Here is a 15,382-nt window from a genome sequence, read left to right as displayed (position 1 = left end):
ACAGTTAACGGGAGGACGCATGGGCAACCGCACCGAGACCGGCGTGATCGTGGTCGGCACCGGGTTCTCCGGGCTCGGCATGGCGATTCAGCTGCGCAAGGACGGCCGCGAGGACTTCGTCGTGCTCGAAAAGGCCGAGGACGTCGGCGGCACCTGGCGCGACAACAGCTACCCCGGTTGCGCGTGCGACATCCCGTCGCACATGTACTCCTTCTCCTTCGAGCAGAATCCCGGCTGGTCGCGCGCGTACTCGCCGCAGCCGGAGATCTACGAGTACATGCGCGGCGTCGCGGACAAGTACGACCTGCGCCGCTTCATCCGCTTCGGCCAGGAGATGACCGGCGCGCGCTGGGACGCCGAGGAGAACCGCTGGCACGTCAGCACCCGCGGCGGCGACGAGTTCGTGGCTCCGGCGCTGGTCGCGGGCGTCGGCGCGCTGCACCGGCCGATGATCCCGGACCTGCCGGGGATCGAGCGGTTCCAGGGCCGCGCGTTCCACTCCGCCGAGTGGGACCACGACTTCGACTTCGCCGGCAAGCGCGTCGCGGTGGTCGGCACCGGGGCCAGCGCGGTCCAGTTCGTGCCGAAGATCGCGCCGGAGGTGGCTGAGCTGACGCTGTTCCAGCGCACGCCGCCGTGGGTGATGCCGAAGGCCGACCGCGACATGCCGGGCCGGCTGCGCGGGCTGTTCCGCGCGGTGCCGCCGGCGCAGCGGCTGTACCGGAATTTCCTTTACTGGACGCTGGAAGCGCGCGCGATCGGGTTCAACGGCCAGCCGTGGATCATGAAGATCGGGCAGCGGCTCGCGAAGAGCAACATCGACCGCGCGGTGTCGGATCCGGAACTGCGCGCCAAGCTGACCCCGGACTACACCATGGGCTGCAAACGCGTGCTCATCTCGAACGACTACTACCCGGCGCTCGCCCGCGACAACGTCGACGTGGTCACCGACGGCGTGGCCGAGGTCCGCGAGCACAGCGTCGTCGACCAGGCCGGCGTCGAGCACGAGGTGGACGCGATCGTCTACGGCACCGGATTCCACGTGACCGACGCCTTCGACAGTCTGGAGATCGTCGGCCGCGACGGGCGGAACCTCGCGAAGGAGTGGGCGAGCGAGGGGATGCGGACGCATCTCGGGATCACCGTGAACGGCTTCCCGAACCTGTTCTTCCTGCTCGGGCCGAACACCGGGCTGGGGCACAACTCGGTGGTGTTCATGATCGAGGCGCAGATTTCCTATATCTCGCAGGCGTTGCGTCTCGCCGGAGACCGGGCGCTGGACCCGCGCGAGGACGTGCAGGAGCGGTTCAACCGGTCGGTGCAACGGAAACTCGAAAAGGGCATCTGGACGCAGGGCGGCTGCAAGAGCTGGTATCTGGACGCGAAGGGCGTGAACCGGACGCTGTGGCCGGGGTTCACCTGGCGGTACTGGCTCGACACCAGGACGGTGCGGCGCGAGGACTACGAACTGCTCGGGTGACCCCGGGGGTGCGGCACGAGGGGGACGTTCGCGGCGGGGGTGGAGTCGCGAAGGTCCCCCTCGTGGTCTGCGGGGTCCACAATGGAGTTCAGGGTTCAGTACGAGAGGACCTTCGCGGCAGGGGAGGAGTCGCGAAAGTCCCCTCGTAGTTCAGGGGGATCGGCGGGCAGCATTCAGCGCGGACGATCCACAATGGACCTGGGAGGGCGAGGAGTACGAGGGGGACGTTCGCGGCAGGGGAGGAGTCGCGAACGTCCCCCTCGTGGTGTGTGGGTGCGGATCAGGCGGGCGCGAGTTTGCGCAGGTGCGAAACCAGCTCAGCCGTCGGAAGACCGCACAGTTCGGCCATCCGCTCCAGCGCGGCGAAGTCGAGCGACACCTCGTCGGTGTCCGGAGCGGAAGGAGTTTGGCTTGGCGTGCTTGCGGATCCGGGTACAGCGGGCACCGGGCCAGGTGCGGAAGCCCGTGCGGGGGCGGCGGAACCCGGGCGCGCGGCGGATCCCGGCAGCGTGACTCCGTTCTGCCGCAACCGTCCTTCGGCCCAGCGCCGCAACGGAGTCAGTTCCGGACCGGCTTCCGCGACGACCCGGCGCAGGTCGACGCGGACCCGTCCCGGTTCCTCGGTGAAGACCCGGCTGTGCACCTTCGCCAGCAAATCCTGGGGAAGTTCGTCCATCGCCACGCACAGTTCGACCAGGCGCACCACGGAACACTGCCGCGTGCCCAGTTCGTACGTCGCCAGTGTCTGCAGCGAGATTTCGCTCTGCAGATGCGCGTTCAGCTCTTTGCGCGTCCATCCCCGGCCACGCCTGAGCTTGCGCAGCTCGTCTCCCAGCACTCGCTGGTAGTGCTCAGCGTCGATCACGGCCCCTGCCCCTCAACCAACTTCGCGGACGCGGGCTTGCGTCCCGGTGGTGAAAGTGCCGAAGCGGCCGCTCATTACGCGGGTTTCGCGAAGAGTTCTCGACTTACCCCGAATGGAGCAATGCGTCAGTTGACGCAGGGCACGCCATCAGCGGTGATCGGCTGGTCGTCGCTGCCCGGACCCGAGGGCACGGACGGGGGTGCGGCCTGCTGCTGCGCCGGCGGGGCTTGTGCCGCACCGGTTCCGCTCGAGGCACCGGCCGAGGGCTGGTAGTCCGAACCGAGGAAGACCTTCACGTGGCCCTTCGGCACGCTCTTGTCTTCCTGCACCGTCGCCTTGGTGCCGAGCGCGTCGGCGACCGCCTGCCCGGCTGCCTCTCCGCCGCTGGGGACCCAGATCACAGTCGTCTTCCGCGAGGACGCGTTGTCCGTGTCGCCCGCGGTGAAGCCCTTGTCCACCAGTTGCTTCGACACGGTCGCCGCGAGACCGGTGCGGTCCGAGGCGTTGCGCACGTCGACCGTGGTGTCCTTATGGGACTCGTCCGGCTTCTGTTGCTGCTGCGCCGGGGCGCCGTCGGCACCGGTCTGCGGACCGGCGAGGCCCTGCACGAAGGACTTCACCTTCTCCGGGTCGACCTTCACCGCGACGCCGTCGTTCGGCGTGCGGTACTCGACGTTCTCGACCGGGATGGTGCGGAACTCCATCTGCCCGCCGGTGAGGCCCTTCATCTGCTGGGCGAAGCTGAAGATGTCCCAGTTCTGGTTCAGCACCACGGACTTCTTGATCGCGTCGATCAGCGAGTTGAGCTTGCCCGAGTCGGTCAGCGTTCCCGCGGACAGGACCTTGCGCGCCATGCCGGCCATGAACACCTGCTGGCGCACCACGCGGTCGAGGTCGCCGCGCGGCAGCCCGTGCCGCTGCCGGACGAATTCCAGCGCCTCCACCCCGGCGATGGTGTGCTGGCCCTTGGTGAAGTTCGCGCCGGAGTAGTCGTCGTCGACGTTGTTCTTCAGGCAGACGTCCACGCCGCCGATGGCCTTCGTGATGTCGCTGAAGCCGAGCAGGTTGATCGCCGCGTAGTTGTCGATCGTGGACCCGGTCAGCTCCTGGATCGTCGCGATCAGCAGCTTCGCCCCGGCCTGGTTGGCCTTGACGTCGATTTCCTTCGGATCGGTGACGCCTTGGGCCTGCAGGTCCTTGCGCGCCTGCAGCATCGCCCTCGCGTACGCCGAGTTGATCTTGTGCTTGCCGTAGCCGGGGATGTTCACGTACGAGTCGCGCGGCAGTGACATCGCGACGGCTTTGCTGCCGTCGTTCGGGATGTGCACCATGATCAGCGTGTCGGTGTTCAGCTCGCCGTCCGATTCGCCCGCGCGCAGCTGGGCGAGCAGTTCCGGGGAGAGCGGGTTGCCCTGCATGTCGGTGCGGCTGTCGAGGCCGACCAGGAGGATGTCGCGGGCGCCGTCGGCGGGCTTCTCTCCGCCCGCGCCGTCGCCGATCACGTCGGAGTAGCTCAGCCCGTTGACCAGGCCCTGCAGCGATGCCCACGCGTACCCGGTTAGCCCCATGACCAGCAGCGATACGACGGTCAGGGCGATTTTCGCGCCGCGCAGCCCGCCGCCGCGGCTGGACCGGCGCTCCGGACGACGCGGCGGCGGCCCTGGGCGGCGCCCCTCCGGCGGCTCGCGCCGGGTGCGGGGCGGCGGCCCGGGACGCCGTGCCGGAGCCCGGCCGGGCTGGTCCTGCCACGAGCGGGCGGGGCGGCGATCGCCTTGCCCGTTCCGAGGCGGGTAGTCCACGCGGTCGGCTCCTTCTCTCGTTCTGGTCGTCCGCTTCTGAAGACGCATGGTGCCGGGCGGGGGTTGCGGCGGATTCGCACCTCCCCCAGGCGGTGTGGTGTGCACCACCCATGGTCCGTTATCCGAAGCGGTTTCGCCCGGTTGGCGGTACGCGTGTCGCGGGTCAGGGCGCGGCGCTGGCCGGCTGTCTCGCCGGAACCAGGCACGAAACCGCCGCGACCAGGAAGAACACCGCGGTGGCGAGGTGCAGGACAACGATCGCCGAACCGTGCGTTTCGCCGCCGGAAGCGGCCACGAGCGACGGCACGCAGGTGAGCGCGGCGGCGAACCAGGTCGCGGCCGAGGTCGCCGCCCCGCCGGTGCGGACGGCGTGCAGCAGCAGCACGCCGAGGAGAAGGTGCACGAGGCTCTGGACCGGGTCCAGCCGGAGGCCGAGCACGTCGGCGTCCGCGGCCTCGGCGCCGAACCGGGCCAGCGCGAGGCCGAACACGCCGAGCGTCGCGTACCCGATGCCCAGCGTGGCGGCCGCGCGAGTGAGCAGCACCGGAAGGCGGCCGGTCGGCGGACGCGGAAGCGGCACGGCCGGGACTTCGGCGCCGGGTTTGCCCGGGTGCCGTTCGAACCACCAGAAGACCAGCGCCGCCGGGACGAGCAGCAGCGCGACGGCGGCGAGCATGCGCGGGCTCAGCAGCCAGCTCAGTCCGTTGGCGATCGGTCCTGGCAGGTAGACCACGGCGACGAGCAGCAGCATCGCCGCGAGGAACGCCAGGTACAGGCTCATCGGCGCGCGCAGCACGAGGGCGGCCGTGCGGGTGACGCGGCTCCGGGAGGCCCAGCGACGCAGCGGTGCGGCCAACAGCCCGACGACACCGAGCTGCGACACGCTCAGCAGCAGCACTGACCACGGCCTCGCGGACAACGCGGCCGGAGCACCCGGGTTGCCGAGCAGTACCGGCGAAGCGTCGAAGACGAACACTGCGACCGCGAGGGCGGCGACACCGCTTACAGCCGCGACGCCGAGCACTGGGCGGCGAAGGCGGACGCCGTCCGCGTACGCGAACGCCACCTGCTGCGCGAGGAGCGCGAGAGCCAGCGTGGCGGCGTAGCGCGGCCAGGACTCGTTCGTCCCGCTCGCGGCGAGTTCTCCGGCCACGACGACGGCTGTCAGCGCGGCGACCGACCACAGCCGCGTCCGGCGGTACAGCGCGAGCAGCATCGGCGCGCCGACGACGGTCAGCAGGTACACGCCCAGCAGCCACAGCGGGTGCAGCGCGATCCGCATGACGGTGGCGTTGGTCCCGGCCGGGATGCCCAGCAGCTCCAGCGCCAGCGGCACGATCAGGGCGACCACGGCGAAGATCAACGCCGGGCGCAGCAGCGGGCTGGACCGTTCGGCGAGGTAATGCCGGTAGCCGCGGTCGCGTTCGGCCCGCCAGCCCGCCGCGTTGGCGAGCCCGCCCGCGAAGAAGAGGAGCGGGGTGAGCTGGGCGAGCCAGGTCAGCGGCCACCAGGTGGCCTGCGGCGCGCCCGCCCAATCGGCCAGCGCGGTCGCCGATTCGCCGACCACCAGCAGCACCGCCCCGGCGATGCCGAGCACCGCCCACGGGCGCGGCGTGCCGCGCGGCCGGTGCGGACGCGGGCTCGTGCGCCGGGCGGTGTGCCAGCCGCGCAGCCGCATCACGAGCAGGCAGCCGATCACCAGCACGCCGGCGACCATCGGGCCGATCGGGTCGCCGACCGGCGGGCCCCAGCGCTGATGCCACGAGTTGACCACCAGCCCGCCGGTGAACACCGACGCGACGAGCTGGCAGGTGCGCTCGGAGTTCATCGGGTTCAGCTCGCAGGTGCGGTGCATGTCCTGTTCGAGCCGGTCGTCGAGCGACGCCCGGGCGGACTGGCCGAGCGGGTGGCCCTTGTCGTTGGCGTAGCGGAGCAGGTCGTAGCCGAGGTCGTGCGCCTTGCACGGGACGGAGAAGTCCCACTTCGTGTTGTCGTCGCCCCACGGAGCCGAGCAGCCGCCGTCGAGGTGCGCCGCGCGGACGGTGCCGTCGCGGGCGGGCAGCGCGCCGGGCTTCACGCCGGTGACCGCGGTGAAGTCCTTCGGCAGGAGCGCGAGCGCGGTGGCCTCGCCGTCGGGGTGGGCGAGGGCGTTGACCGCGTTCTGCGCCGCGAGCACGCCGCCGGTCGGCGGGCCCTGATCGGGCGGGGACGCGGGCCGGGAGGCGATCAGGCCGAAGCCGAACACCACGAGCAGGACGAGGAACAGCCAGCCGGACGTCGACCAGGGTCGGCGAACGCGAACGGCGGCCGGGGCACGGTCGTCGGTGGCTGGCATGCGCTCCAGGGTGCCAGTCCGGTTCCCGATGCGGGAGGCGGCTGTCCCCCTCACCCGGGCGGGGGGTAACCCCCAGGGGGTGCGGCGGGCGGCGGTCCGTGAAGGACTCCTTGAGGGAATCAGAGTCCCGCGAGGAGTCCTTCACGGACGGAGCGGCGGTCGAGTCCGGAGGGTGCGGCGGCGGATTCCGGTCCTCGGCCGACCGGGTCCGGCAATCCCGGCGGCTTTCGTTCCTTCCCGAAAACCGGCTGTCGCGGTTAGCGGAGCCGAGGACAATTAACCCCGCGGACTAACCCGGCGGCAGAACGGGGAGCGGACAGTCGCGCACAGTTGCTGAATCGGTTTCGCGATTAATCGCGAACAGTGCCGGTGATCGGAATTGCGGATCACTCCGAAGGCGGATTCGCATCCGCGAAGCGCACCTGGTTCCGGCCGCCTTCCTTCGCGGTGTAGACGGCCGCGTCGGCGGCGTGGAGCAACTGTTCCAGTGTTGTTCCGTTCACCCCGAGCAATGCGACGCCGATCGAGCAGGTGCGTTCGGTGATCAATGCGGAACCGCCGCGTTTGTCGGTCGTCACGATGCGCTGATCGGCGATCGCGGTACGGATTCGTTCCGCGGTCACCTTCGCCGCCGTACTGTCCACATCGGGCAGCAGGATCAGGAACTCCTCGCCGCCGAAGCGGCCGATGGTGTCCTTGGGGCGGGTGATCTCGTCGAGAGTTTGCGCCACCGTGCGGAGGACGTCGTCGCCCGCCGGATGGCCGTACGTGTCGTTGATCCACTTGAAGTGGTCGAGGTCGATCATCAGCAGCGCCAGGGTTTCCCCGCCGCGCGCGGCACGGGCCAGCGCGCGTTCCGCGGACTCCGACCACCCGCGCACGTTGAAGATCCCGGTTTTCGGATCGGTGCGCGCTTCGGACTGCAGTTGGTTGATTTCCGCCAGCCGGTTGCCCAGCACCGTGATGAGCACGAGGATCACGATCGCCGGCGGGATGTTCACCAGCAGGATCGTCGCGATGGTGCCGAGACTGATCGTCGACAGCTCCAGCAGGTTGTCGTCCTTGGTGCCCAATACGTTGCGCAGCGTGGGCGCGGACGTGCCGCCGAGCGCGAGCAGGCCGCCGATCACGATCGCCTGCAGCGCCGCGTAACTGAAGCCGACGAGCATCAGGATCCCGAAGACCTGCAACGAGTTCGCCGGCGAGAGCCGGGCCAGTTCGGCGGACGCGAAAGTCTGGTACAGGTAGTGCGCCAGCAGTGCCGACACCGCATGCGTGAACGAGGTGAACACGAACTTGTGCGGCGGCCGCCGGGAGTTGAACCAGCGCTGGACGCGCAGGAGCCCGATCAGCAGCAGGGTCAGCGGGATCGGCAGCAGCAGCGCGGCCGGGAACACCCAGATCCCGGTCAGGTCGATGTGGACGGCGGTGACCCGGTTGCGCCGCCGTTCCTCCTGCCGCCGGGTGAGCTGGATGTGCACCGTCGCGCAGCCGGCGAGGATCGCGAACCGGCCCCAGTCCACGAGATCCGGGCTCGGCGACGCGATGACGCCGAACGTCAGCAACGCGATCGCGATGGCGTCCCAGGCGAGCAGGAACGCCACCATCCGGCGCGGTTTCGTCCAGAGATCCCACGAGGAAACGGGGTTCGCGGCGATCAGCGCGCGCAGCCGCCTCGCGATGCCCTTGGCCGCGGGCGGTTCCTCCCCGGGAACGCGGCGGTCACCGCGCGCCGGTTCGGTTCCGGGCATCGGGCCGTGCCTCCTCCGGTGTCGGATGCGGTTCCCGGACGCTTCCCGGTTCTGCGCGGTTATCAGTTGCCGGTATCATCTCACTCACCGACTCCGAACGCTGTATTCGGTAGTCTCCGAACCCGGAGACGCCTTCCGCGACAACTGCTGCATCCATGAAGTAAATTGCGGAGGAGCGTCCCCGCCGTCCCCCCGAGTGAGGTGTTTTCCCGTGCGCGACCGCGAAGCGTGAATCGAGCTGTTGTCATTTTCCGGTGAATTGTCAGCGAGCGGAGGTGAGCAGCTGTGCGTGACCGTGAAGCGTGAGTTCCGTGACCGATCCACCGCGGATTCGTGACAATGCGAGCGGAGGTGTGTTCCGTGCGTGACCGTGAGGCGTGAAACGAGTTCCCGTCCGGCGTATCCGGACTCATCCGGCCGGTGCCTCGACCCCGGCCACAGCATCTTCGGCAAACCCACGATCAGGCCCCGGCCGCGACCGCGTGCCGCACCCTGGTCCACGAGAACGCGGTGGGGATCGCCAGAGCCACGCCGGCCAGCCCGGCCAGCGCGATGGCGGTGATGGCGGATCCGGTCGCCTGTGCGACCACCCCGCCGAGAGCCACCCCGATGCCCTGCGCCACGCGCAGTCCGGTGCGGTAGAGCCCGCCGGCTCCGCCGCGCAGTTCGTTCGGCACCCAGGTGGAGAACGTCGCGGTCACGGTGATGATGTAAGCGCCCATCGCACCGGCGAGCGCGAGCAGCACCAGCGCGACCACCAGATTCGGCCGCAGCAGGAACAGCGCGAGCAGTGCCAGCGACGTCGTCGCCAGCACGCCGAGCAGCCGCTGCCGGACCTCGGCGGACGCGAATTTCGACAGCAGATAGGCCCCGGCGACGAAGCCGAGCGGGTCGGCGGCGAGCAGCCAGCCGACCGCCGCGGACGGCGCGTTCAGCTGATGGGCCAGCGGCGCGGCCAGCCCTTCGGGCACCACGGCCAGCCCCACGAGCCACGACAACGCGATCAGCACGCGCAGTTTGCGCTGCCCGAACACCCAGCGCGTCGCGGAGAACCAGGTGCTGTGGTCGCCGCCGGCGGCGGGCCGGTCGTGCACCCACACCCGCACGATCGCCGCGGCCACCGCGAAACTCGCCGCGTCGATCGCCAGCGCCCACGACGTGCCCACGGCGGTCACCAGCACGCCGCCGCCGGCCAGGCCGAGCAACTGCACGGTGTTGGTGGTGATCCCGCGCAGGTCCTGGCTGCGCAGGTACAGATGGTCGTCGGTGAACACCTCGCGGGTGATCGCGTTCTGCGCCGCGTTCGCGGGCGACGCGGCCAGCTGCACCGCGACCAGCAGCAAGCACAGCGCGGCCAGCGGCATGCCGGGCAGGCTCATCAAGCCGACCAGCACCGCCTGCGCCGCGGCGCTCACGCTCAGCACGGCGCGGCGCGGGTAGCGGTCGGCCAAGAAGGAAAGGCCGAGGCCGCCGGCGAGCGCGGGCAGGAAAGTCAGCGCGTACACGACCGCGGCCCAGAGCGCGGAACCGGTGCGGTGGTAGACGAGGATGGACAACGCCACCTTCGCCAGCTGGTCGCCCGCGCTCGAGATGGCCTCCGCCGCCCAGAGCACGCGATACTCGACGTTTCGCAGCGGTGCCGTCAGCCGAGAGGTCGCTTCGGTCGTCACGAGATGACCACTGCCCCCTCCCCGATCGTGTGATTGCCAGTAGTGCCCGCATTGTGCCTTCGCCCGCGCCGCTCCTGGCCAGGAGTGTCACTACTCCGGCCAGGGGGTGCACCCTCAGTATGCCGCCGATCACACCAGGGTGAACAGTCGGGAAGAATCCGGTGGCCGGAACGCGCGGCCGTGAGGACTGATCTGCCGCGGGGTACCCGTAGCACTGATCAGCTTTCCTCGTTCGGCGCAGCGCGACCACCGTTCGTCGCGATCGCCCGGTGCGGCTGGGCCGAACGGTCCAACACTGGGAGAGACCCGGCGGAGCGGACGTTCTCGCGCCGGGCGCACCAGCGGGGAGTGAGCGTGGACAGACTGTTGCAGGACAAGGCCGTTGTCGTCACGGGGGCCGGACGCGGTCTCGGGGAGGCCTTCGCCGTGCACGTGGCGCGGGCGGGCGGGGCGGTGGTGGTCAACGACGTGGACGGCGACCTGGCCGAGCGCACCGCCGCGACGATCCGCGGCCACGGCGGGCGCGCGGTGGCGAACGGGCACAGCGTGGCCGATCCGGCGCAGGCGCAGGCGATCGTCGACCAGTGCGTCGCCGAGTTCGGCCGGATCGACGGACTGGTCAACAACGCCGGGCTCAACTACGAGGCGCTGCCCTGGGAAGACGACGTCGAGCAGGCCCGGCAGCTGGTCGAGGTGAACGTGCTCGGCGTGATGTACACCGGGCTGGCCGCGATCCGCGCGATGGTCGGGGCGGGCGGCGGCGGGTCGATCGTGAACATCTCCTCCGGTGCGTCGCTCGGGCAGCGCAAGCTCGGGGTGTACTCGGCGAGCAAGGGCGCGGTCGCGTCGCTGACCTATTCGTGGGCGCTGGACCTCGACGATTCCGGGATCCGGGTGAACGCGGTGTGCCCGGTGGCGCACACCCGGATGGTCTGGAAATCGGAACGGGCGCTGCGCGCGTGCCCGCCGGAGCGCACGCCGGCGAAGATCGCGCCGCTCGTGCTGTTCCTGCTCGGCGAGGGCTCGCACGGGATCACCGGGCAGATGATCCGGTGCAACGGCCCGCAATTGCACGTGATGGGGCAGCCGTACCTGAAGCAGCCGATCCTGGAGCGGCCGGACTGGGACACCGAGACCGTCCAGCAGGCGTTCGACGAGGTGTTCTCCGCCCATCTGGAGAACTACGGGCTGGAGAAGCGGGTACCGCCTCGGCTGCGGAAGTGGTCTCGGCAGGCCTCGTGAGTGGCGATCACGGTGTAGCTCACGAGGCCTGATACGCGGTGTGCCCGAAGTCCGCGGCGGTCGCGGTTGTCCGGTGGGTGTCGTGAGTGGCGTTGCCGGTTCTAACCGGGATCGCCACTCACGAGACCCGAGGCCGCGCTCGGCGGGCAGGCACTCACTGCGCGGCGCGGCGGGGAGGCAGGCCCGCGGCGGTCGCGTCGCCCGGCCAGACCTCGTGAGTGGCTACGCCGGTTAGAACCGGCATCAGCACTCACGAGACCTGCGGCTGCGCATGCACTCGCTACGCGGGCGCGGCGGAAACGCGGAGGAAAGCAGGCATGCAGTCATGACGTGGCGCGGCAGGAGGCAGGCGTGAAGCCCGCGGCGGTCGCGTCGCCCGGGTGGGTGTCGTGAGTGGCGAGCACGGTTCTAGCCGCGATTAGCACTCACGAGGAGTAGAGCGCGGCGATGTCGGTGCCGTAGCGGTCGTTGATTACCCGGCGCTTGAGTTTGAGCGTCGGGGTCAGCTCGCCGGTTTCGGGCGTCCATGCCGTGGTGATCACGTGGTAGCGCTTGATCTGCTCGGCCCGCGCGAGCCTGCTGTTGGCTGACTCGACCGCCCGCGCGATCTCCGCTTGGACTGCTTCGTGCGCGGCGAGGGCTTCGATCTCGGCCGCTTCGACGCCGTTGGCCGCTGCCCAGCCGGGGGCGATCTCGTCGTCGAGCACGATCAGTGCGGTCACGTACGGGCGCGCGTCGCCGATCGCGACTGCCTGGCCGATCAGCGGGTGTTCCTTCAGCAAGCCCTCGATGCGGGTCGGCGCGATGTTCTTGCCGCTCGAGGTGATGATCAGTTCCTTCTTGCGGTCGGTGATCGTCACGTACCCGTCGTCGTCGATCGTGCCGATGTCGCCGGTGGCGAACCAGCCTTCGTCGTCGGTGGCTCGTTCGATCGTGCCGTCCGGCTGCAGGTAGCCGAGGAAGACGATCGGGCCGCGGACGAACAGTTCGCCGTCCTCGCCGGTTTTCACCTCGACGCCGTCGATCGGCCTGCCGACGGTGCCCGCGCGGAACGCCTCGGCGCTGTTCGCGGTCGCCGCGCCGGTGGTCTCCGACAGGCCCCACACCTCGCGGATCTCGACGCCCAGCCCGGCGAGGAAGTACAGCACCTCCACTGGCAACGCGGCTGCGCCGCTGGACGCGATGTGCAGCTGGTCGAGTCCAAGGAGCCCGCGCACCGGAGCGAGCACGGTCTCGTCGGTCTTCGCGATGCGTTCGGCGAGATCGGCTGGCACCTCTTGGCCGGCGCTGCGGAGTTTGTAGCCCTCTTGCAGGAGTTCGTTGGCCGAGATGAGCGCCTCTCGGCGGTCTTCGGGGACGCTGGCGAGCATGTTCTTCAGGCCCGCCACCATCTTCTCCCACACTCGCGGCACGCCGAAGAAGCTCTGCGGATGCACCTGGCCGAGCGCCGCGACCACCCCCGACGGATCGCCGACGGTGTGCACGTGACCGGCCGCGACGATGGGGAGATAGATCGACAATTCGCGTTCGGCGATGTGCGCCAGCGGCAGGTACGCGATGTTCGTCGGGTGCATCGGAGCCTTGTGCAGCGTGTGCACGGCGAGGCCCTCGTGGATCGCGTTGCGGTGGGACAGCACGACGCCCTTGGGGTCGCCGGTGGTGCCGGAGGTGTAGATCATCGCGAGCGGGTCGTCCGGGTGGATCGCCTGCCACGCTTGGTCGAACGCGTCCGGGTCGGCGGCTAGTGCTTCGCGGCCGGCTTCGCGCACCGCGGAGTAGCCGACGAATCGGTCGTCGCCGTCCGGGAGCGCGGACTCGTCGAGCAGTACTACGCGGCGGAGCGCGGGGAGATCGTCGAGCACCGGCAGCCAGCGGGACAGTTCGTCGGCGCCGGCGAGGACGACGACCGGGGCGGCGCTGTGCCGGGCGACGTAGCGGATCTGCTCCGGGCTCAGCGTCGCGTAGGCCGTGCACGGGATGGCCGCGAGGTGCACCGCGGCGAGGTCGGCGACCAGGTGGTCCGGCGAACTCGGGGCCATGATCAGCATCCGGTCGCCCGCGGCGAGGCCGAGCCCGGCGAGCCCGCGGGACACCTCGGCGATCGCGGTCCGGAACTCGCTCCAGGTGAGGGTCGGACGGCCTTCGAGGTCGAGCGAGGTGAGCGCGGGCCGGTCGCCGTGTTCCACGGCGTTGCGCCGCAGCAGCAGCGGGATCGTCTGGCCCTCGGTCTGTTCGGCGATCGACTGGGTCAACGCTGACCTCCTCCGGTGGTGCCTGGTCAGGCCACTGTAGGTCGTCGCGGCGGCCGCCGATAGAGAATCCCGGCCAGCATCGGCGCTCGATAAGACCGCCCTCGTCCTGTTATGAATGGCGGACCTGGGACCCGAGGAGCATTCATGACCGAATCTGCCGTGCGCAGCGAGAGCCTTGCCGACGAGGCGGCCGCGCTCGACGCCGCCGACCCGCTCGCCGCGAAACGCGCGGAGTTCGACCTTGACCCGGAAGTCGCCTACTTCGACGGGAATTCCCTTGGCGCGCCGCCGAAACACGTCGCGGAGCGGGTGAGCCAGGTCGTCCGCGAGCAGTGGGGGCGGCGGCTGATCCGGTCGTGGACCGAGGGCTGGTGGGAGGCACCACAGCGGGTCGGCGAGCGGATCGCTCCGTTGGTCGGGGCCGCGGCCGGACAGGTCGTGGTGGCGGACTCGACGAGTGTGGACCTGTTCAAGGCGCTCGTCGCGGCGGTGCGGGCGAATCCCGGTCGCGACGAGATCCTCCTCGACGCGGGAACGTTTCCGACCGACGGCTACGTGACCGAACAGGCCGCGCGGCTCACCGGGCACACCGTGCGGCGCGTGCCGGTGGCGGAGCTGCCCAGCGCGGTGAGCGAGCGGACCGCCGCGGTGCTCGTGAATCACGTCGACTACGTGAGCGGTCGGCTGCACGACATGCGGTCGGTCACCGAAGCCGTGCACGCGGCCGGTGCGCTCGCGGTGTGGGATCTCTGCCACAGCGTCGGCGCGATTCCGGTTCAGCTCGACGCGTGCGCGGTCGATTTCGCGGTGGGCTGTACGTACAAATTCCTCAACGGCGGGCCGGGCTCGCCCGCGTTCATCTATGTGGCGCAGCGGCATCAGGCGGAATTCGATCAGCCCCTCGCCGGATGGGCCGGGCACGCGGATCCGTTCGGAATGGAGCCGGGATACCGCGGCAGCGCGGGAATCGCGCGCGCCCGCGCCGGCACCCCGGACATCCTGTCGATGCTGGCGCTCGACGCCGCACTGGACGTCTGGGACGACGTCGACCTTTCCGTGCTGCGCGCGAAAGGCTTGGCACTGGGCGATTTCTTCTTCCGGTGTGCGGACGAACTGCTTCCGGGAGCCGTCATCCCGACGCCGCGGGACCACGCGCGGGGGCACCAGGTTTCGGTGCTCGACCCGGGTGGCCAGCGGACAATGGACGCACTGCACGCACGCGGGGTGCTCGGAGATTTCCGGCCGCCGGACGCGCTGCGGTTCGGGCTGGCCCCGCTGTACACGACTTACGCCGAGGTGCTGCGGGCGGTGACCGTGCTGCGCGAGGTGCGGTGAAAAGAATTCGCGCACTGTCCGCGCGAAATCGCGGGTCCAGGGTGAACAATCGGTGTCGTGCTCGCCCCATTGGGTGATCGACGGGCGCGCCGCGCGCTGATCGCCGGGTATGCTCGGTGCCTGTTTTTTCGCGGGCGGAAGCCGATCGGGGCGTGGCCGCACCTGCGCGAATCCGGGGCGGAAAGGGGCCGAAATGATCGAGACCCGCGGTCGGGAAGTGCCGCTCTCGTATGTCGTGACCCTCCTCGTCGGCGTGGTGCTCGGCTTCCTGCTCGCCCGGTTCGGCGGGCTGGTCGCGCGCTATCCGGTCGAATCGACGCTGGTGGCGGTGCTGGTCGCGTCCGTCGCCGTGCTGGCGTGGGCGTGCCGGGAGATGCTGCACGACCTCGTCCGCCGCGAGCGCCCGGCCGCCGCGGAGGAATCGGATCCGCTGCCCGGCCCGCGGCTTTCCGCGCACCGTCCGCCGAATGGTGTCCGGCGCTGAATTCCGGGAATTGATCTCGATGTGCCGCGCTTTTTCGTGGCCGATGCGGAAATGCGCATAAGATTCCGGTAATGCGGGCGCGCGCCGCGTCGTGACGGACCTCACGCGCGGGCGCCCGGCGGGCGGCGGCCGGGCCGGTGCGACCAAGGTCACGTCCGGTGGTGATCAG

10 protein-coding genes are annotated in these 15,382 nt (G+C 70.1%); 4 read left to right on the top strand and 6 right to left on the bottom strand.

Annotated elements, in window-relative coordinates:
* Positions 1 to 19 precede the first annotated feature (19 nt).
* The gene (locus tag RPX00_RS03295; RefSeq protein ID WP_406637331.1) at positions 20 to 1,480 is read left to right on the top strand and encodes a flavin-containing monooxygenase; all 1,461 of its coding nucleotides are present in this window, start codon (positions 20 to 22) and stop codon (positions 1,478 to 1,480) included.
* Between the two features lie 280 nt (positions 1,481 to 1,760).
* On the opposite strand, the gene RPX00_RS03290 is transcribed toward RPX00_RS03295, so the two are convergent.
* The 5 genes from RPX00_RS03290 to RPX00_RS03270 all read right to left on the bottom strand — a co-directional run bounded on the left by RPX00_RS03290 (position 1,761) and on the right by RPX00_RS03270 (position 9,900).
* The gene (locus tag RPX00_RS03290) at positions 1,761 to 2,345 is read right to left on the bottom strand and encodes a helix-turn-helix transcriptional regulator (protein ID WP_406637329.1); all 585 of its coding nucleotides are present in this window, start codon (positions 2,343 to 2,345) and stop codon (positions 1,761 to 1,763) included.
* Between the two features lie 125 nt (positions 2,346 to 2,470).
* Entirely contained in the window at positions 2,471 to 4,144 is a 1,674-nt protein-coding gene (locus tag RPX00_RS03285) for an LCP family protein (protein ID WP_406637327.1), read from the bottom strand.
* A gap of 163 nt (positions 4,145 to 4,307) precedes the next feature.
* Positions 4,308 to 6,479, bottom strand: coding sequence for a phospholipase A2 (locus RPX00_RS03280; protein ID WP_406637325.1), 2,172 nt, complete (start codon positions 6,477 to 6,479; stop codon positions 4,308 to 4,310).
* Positions 6,480 to 6,865: 386 nt separating this feature from the next.
* Complete coding sequence (locus tag RPX00_RS03275; protein ID WP_406637323.1) at positions 6,866 to 8,230, bottom strand: GGDEF domain-containing protein; 1,365 nt, start codon at positions 8,228 to 8,230, stop codon at positions 6,866 to 6,868.
* A gap of 461 nt (positions 8,231 to 8,691) precedes the next feature.
* A complete protein-coding gene (locus RPX00_RS03270; RefSeq protein WP_406637321.1) occupies positions 8,692 to 9,900 on the bottom strand; it encodes an MFS transporter in 1,209 nt (402 codons plus the stop codon).
* A 354-nt stretch (positions 9,901 to 10,254) separates the two neighbouring features.
* Here RPX00_RS03270 and RPX00_RS03265 point away from each other — a divergent pair, with 354 nt between their 5' ends.
* Entirely contained in the window at positions 10,255 to 11,142 is an 888-nt protein-coding gene (locus RPX00_RS03265; protein WP_406637319.1) for an SDR family NAD(P)-dependent oxidoreductase, read from the top strand.
* A 425-nt stretch (positions 11,143 to 11,567) separates the two neighbouring features.
* Here RPX00_RS03265 and RPX00_RS03260 read toward each other — a convergent pair whose 3' ends face one another.
* Positions 11,568 to 13,394 carry an AMP-dependent synthetase/ligase gene (locus RPX00_RS03260; protein WP_406637317.1) on the bottom strand — a complete coding sequence of 609 codons (1,827 nt, stop codon included), beginning with the start codon at positions 13,392 to 13,394 and terminating at the stop codon, positions 11,568 to 11,570.
* Positions 13,395 to 13,538: 144 nt separating this feature from the next.
* Here RPX00_RS03260 and kynU point away from each other — a divergent pair, with 144 nt between their 5' ends.
* Complete coding sequence (gene kynU, locus RPX00_RS03255; protein ID WP_406637316.1) at positions 13,539 to 14,729, top strand: kynureninase; 1,191 nt, start codon at positions 13,539 to 13,541, stop codon at positions 14,727 to 14,729.
* Between the two features lie 193 nt (positions 14,730 to 14,922).
* Positions 14,923 to 15,213, top strand: coding sequence for a hypothetical protein (locus RPX00_RS03250; RefSeq protein ID WP_406637314.1), 291 nt, complete (start codon positions 14,923 to 14,925; stop codon positions 15,211 to 15,213).
* Positions 15,214 to 15,382 lie beyond the last annotated feature (169 nt).

The sequence above is a fragment of the Amycolatopsis sp. WGS_07 genome (assembly GCF_045278895.1).
Taxonomy (GTDB): Bacteria; Actinomycetota; Actinomycetes; order Mycobacteriales; family Pseudonocardiaceae; genus Amycolatopsis.
The sequence above is the reverse complement of the archived record's forward strand: the minus strand, read 5'-3'. Positions and strand labels throughout refer to the sequence as shown.

Excerpts from the sequence above, each read along its gene's own strand:
- RPX00_RS03275 (WP_406637323.1), bottom strand. The coding sequence starts at position 8,230 with ATGCCCGGAACCGAACCGGCGCGCGGTGACCGCCGCGTTCCCGGGGAG.
- RPX00_RS03250 (WP_406637314.1), top strand. The coding sequence starts at position 14,923 with ATGATCGAGACCCGCGGTCGGGAAGTGCCGCTCTCGTATGTCGTGACC.
- kynU (WP_406637316.1), top strand. The coding sequence starts at position 13,539 with ATGACCGAATCTGCCGTGCGCAGCGAGAGCCTTGCCGACGAGGCGGCC.
- RPX00_RS03280 (WP_406637325.1), bottom strand. The coding sequence starts at position 6,479 with ATGCCAGCCACCGACGACCGTGCCCCGGCCGCCGTTCGCGTTCGCCGA.
- RPX00_RS03295 (WP_406637331.1), top strand. The coding sequence starts at position 20 with ATGGGCAACCGCACCGAGACCGGCGTGATCGTGGTCGGCACCGGGTTC.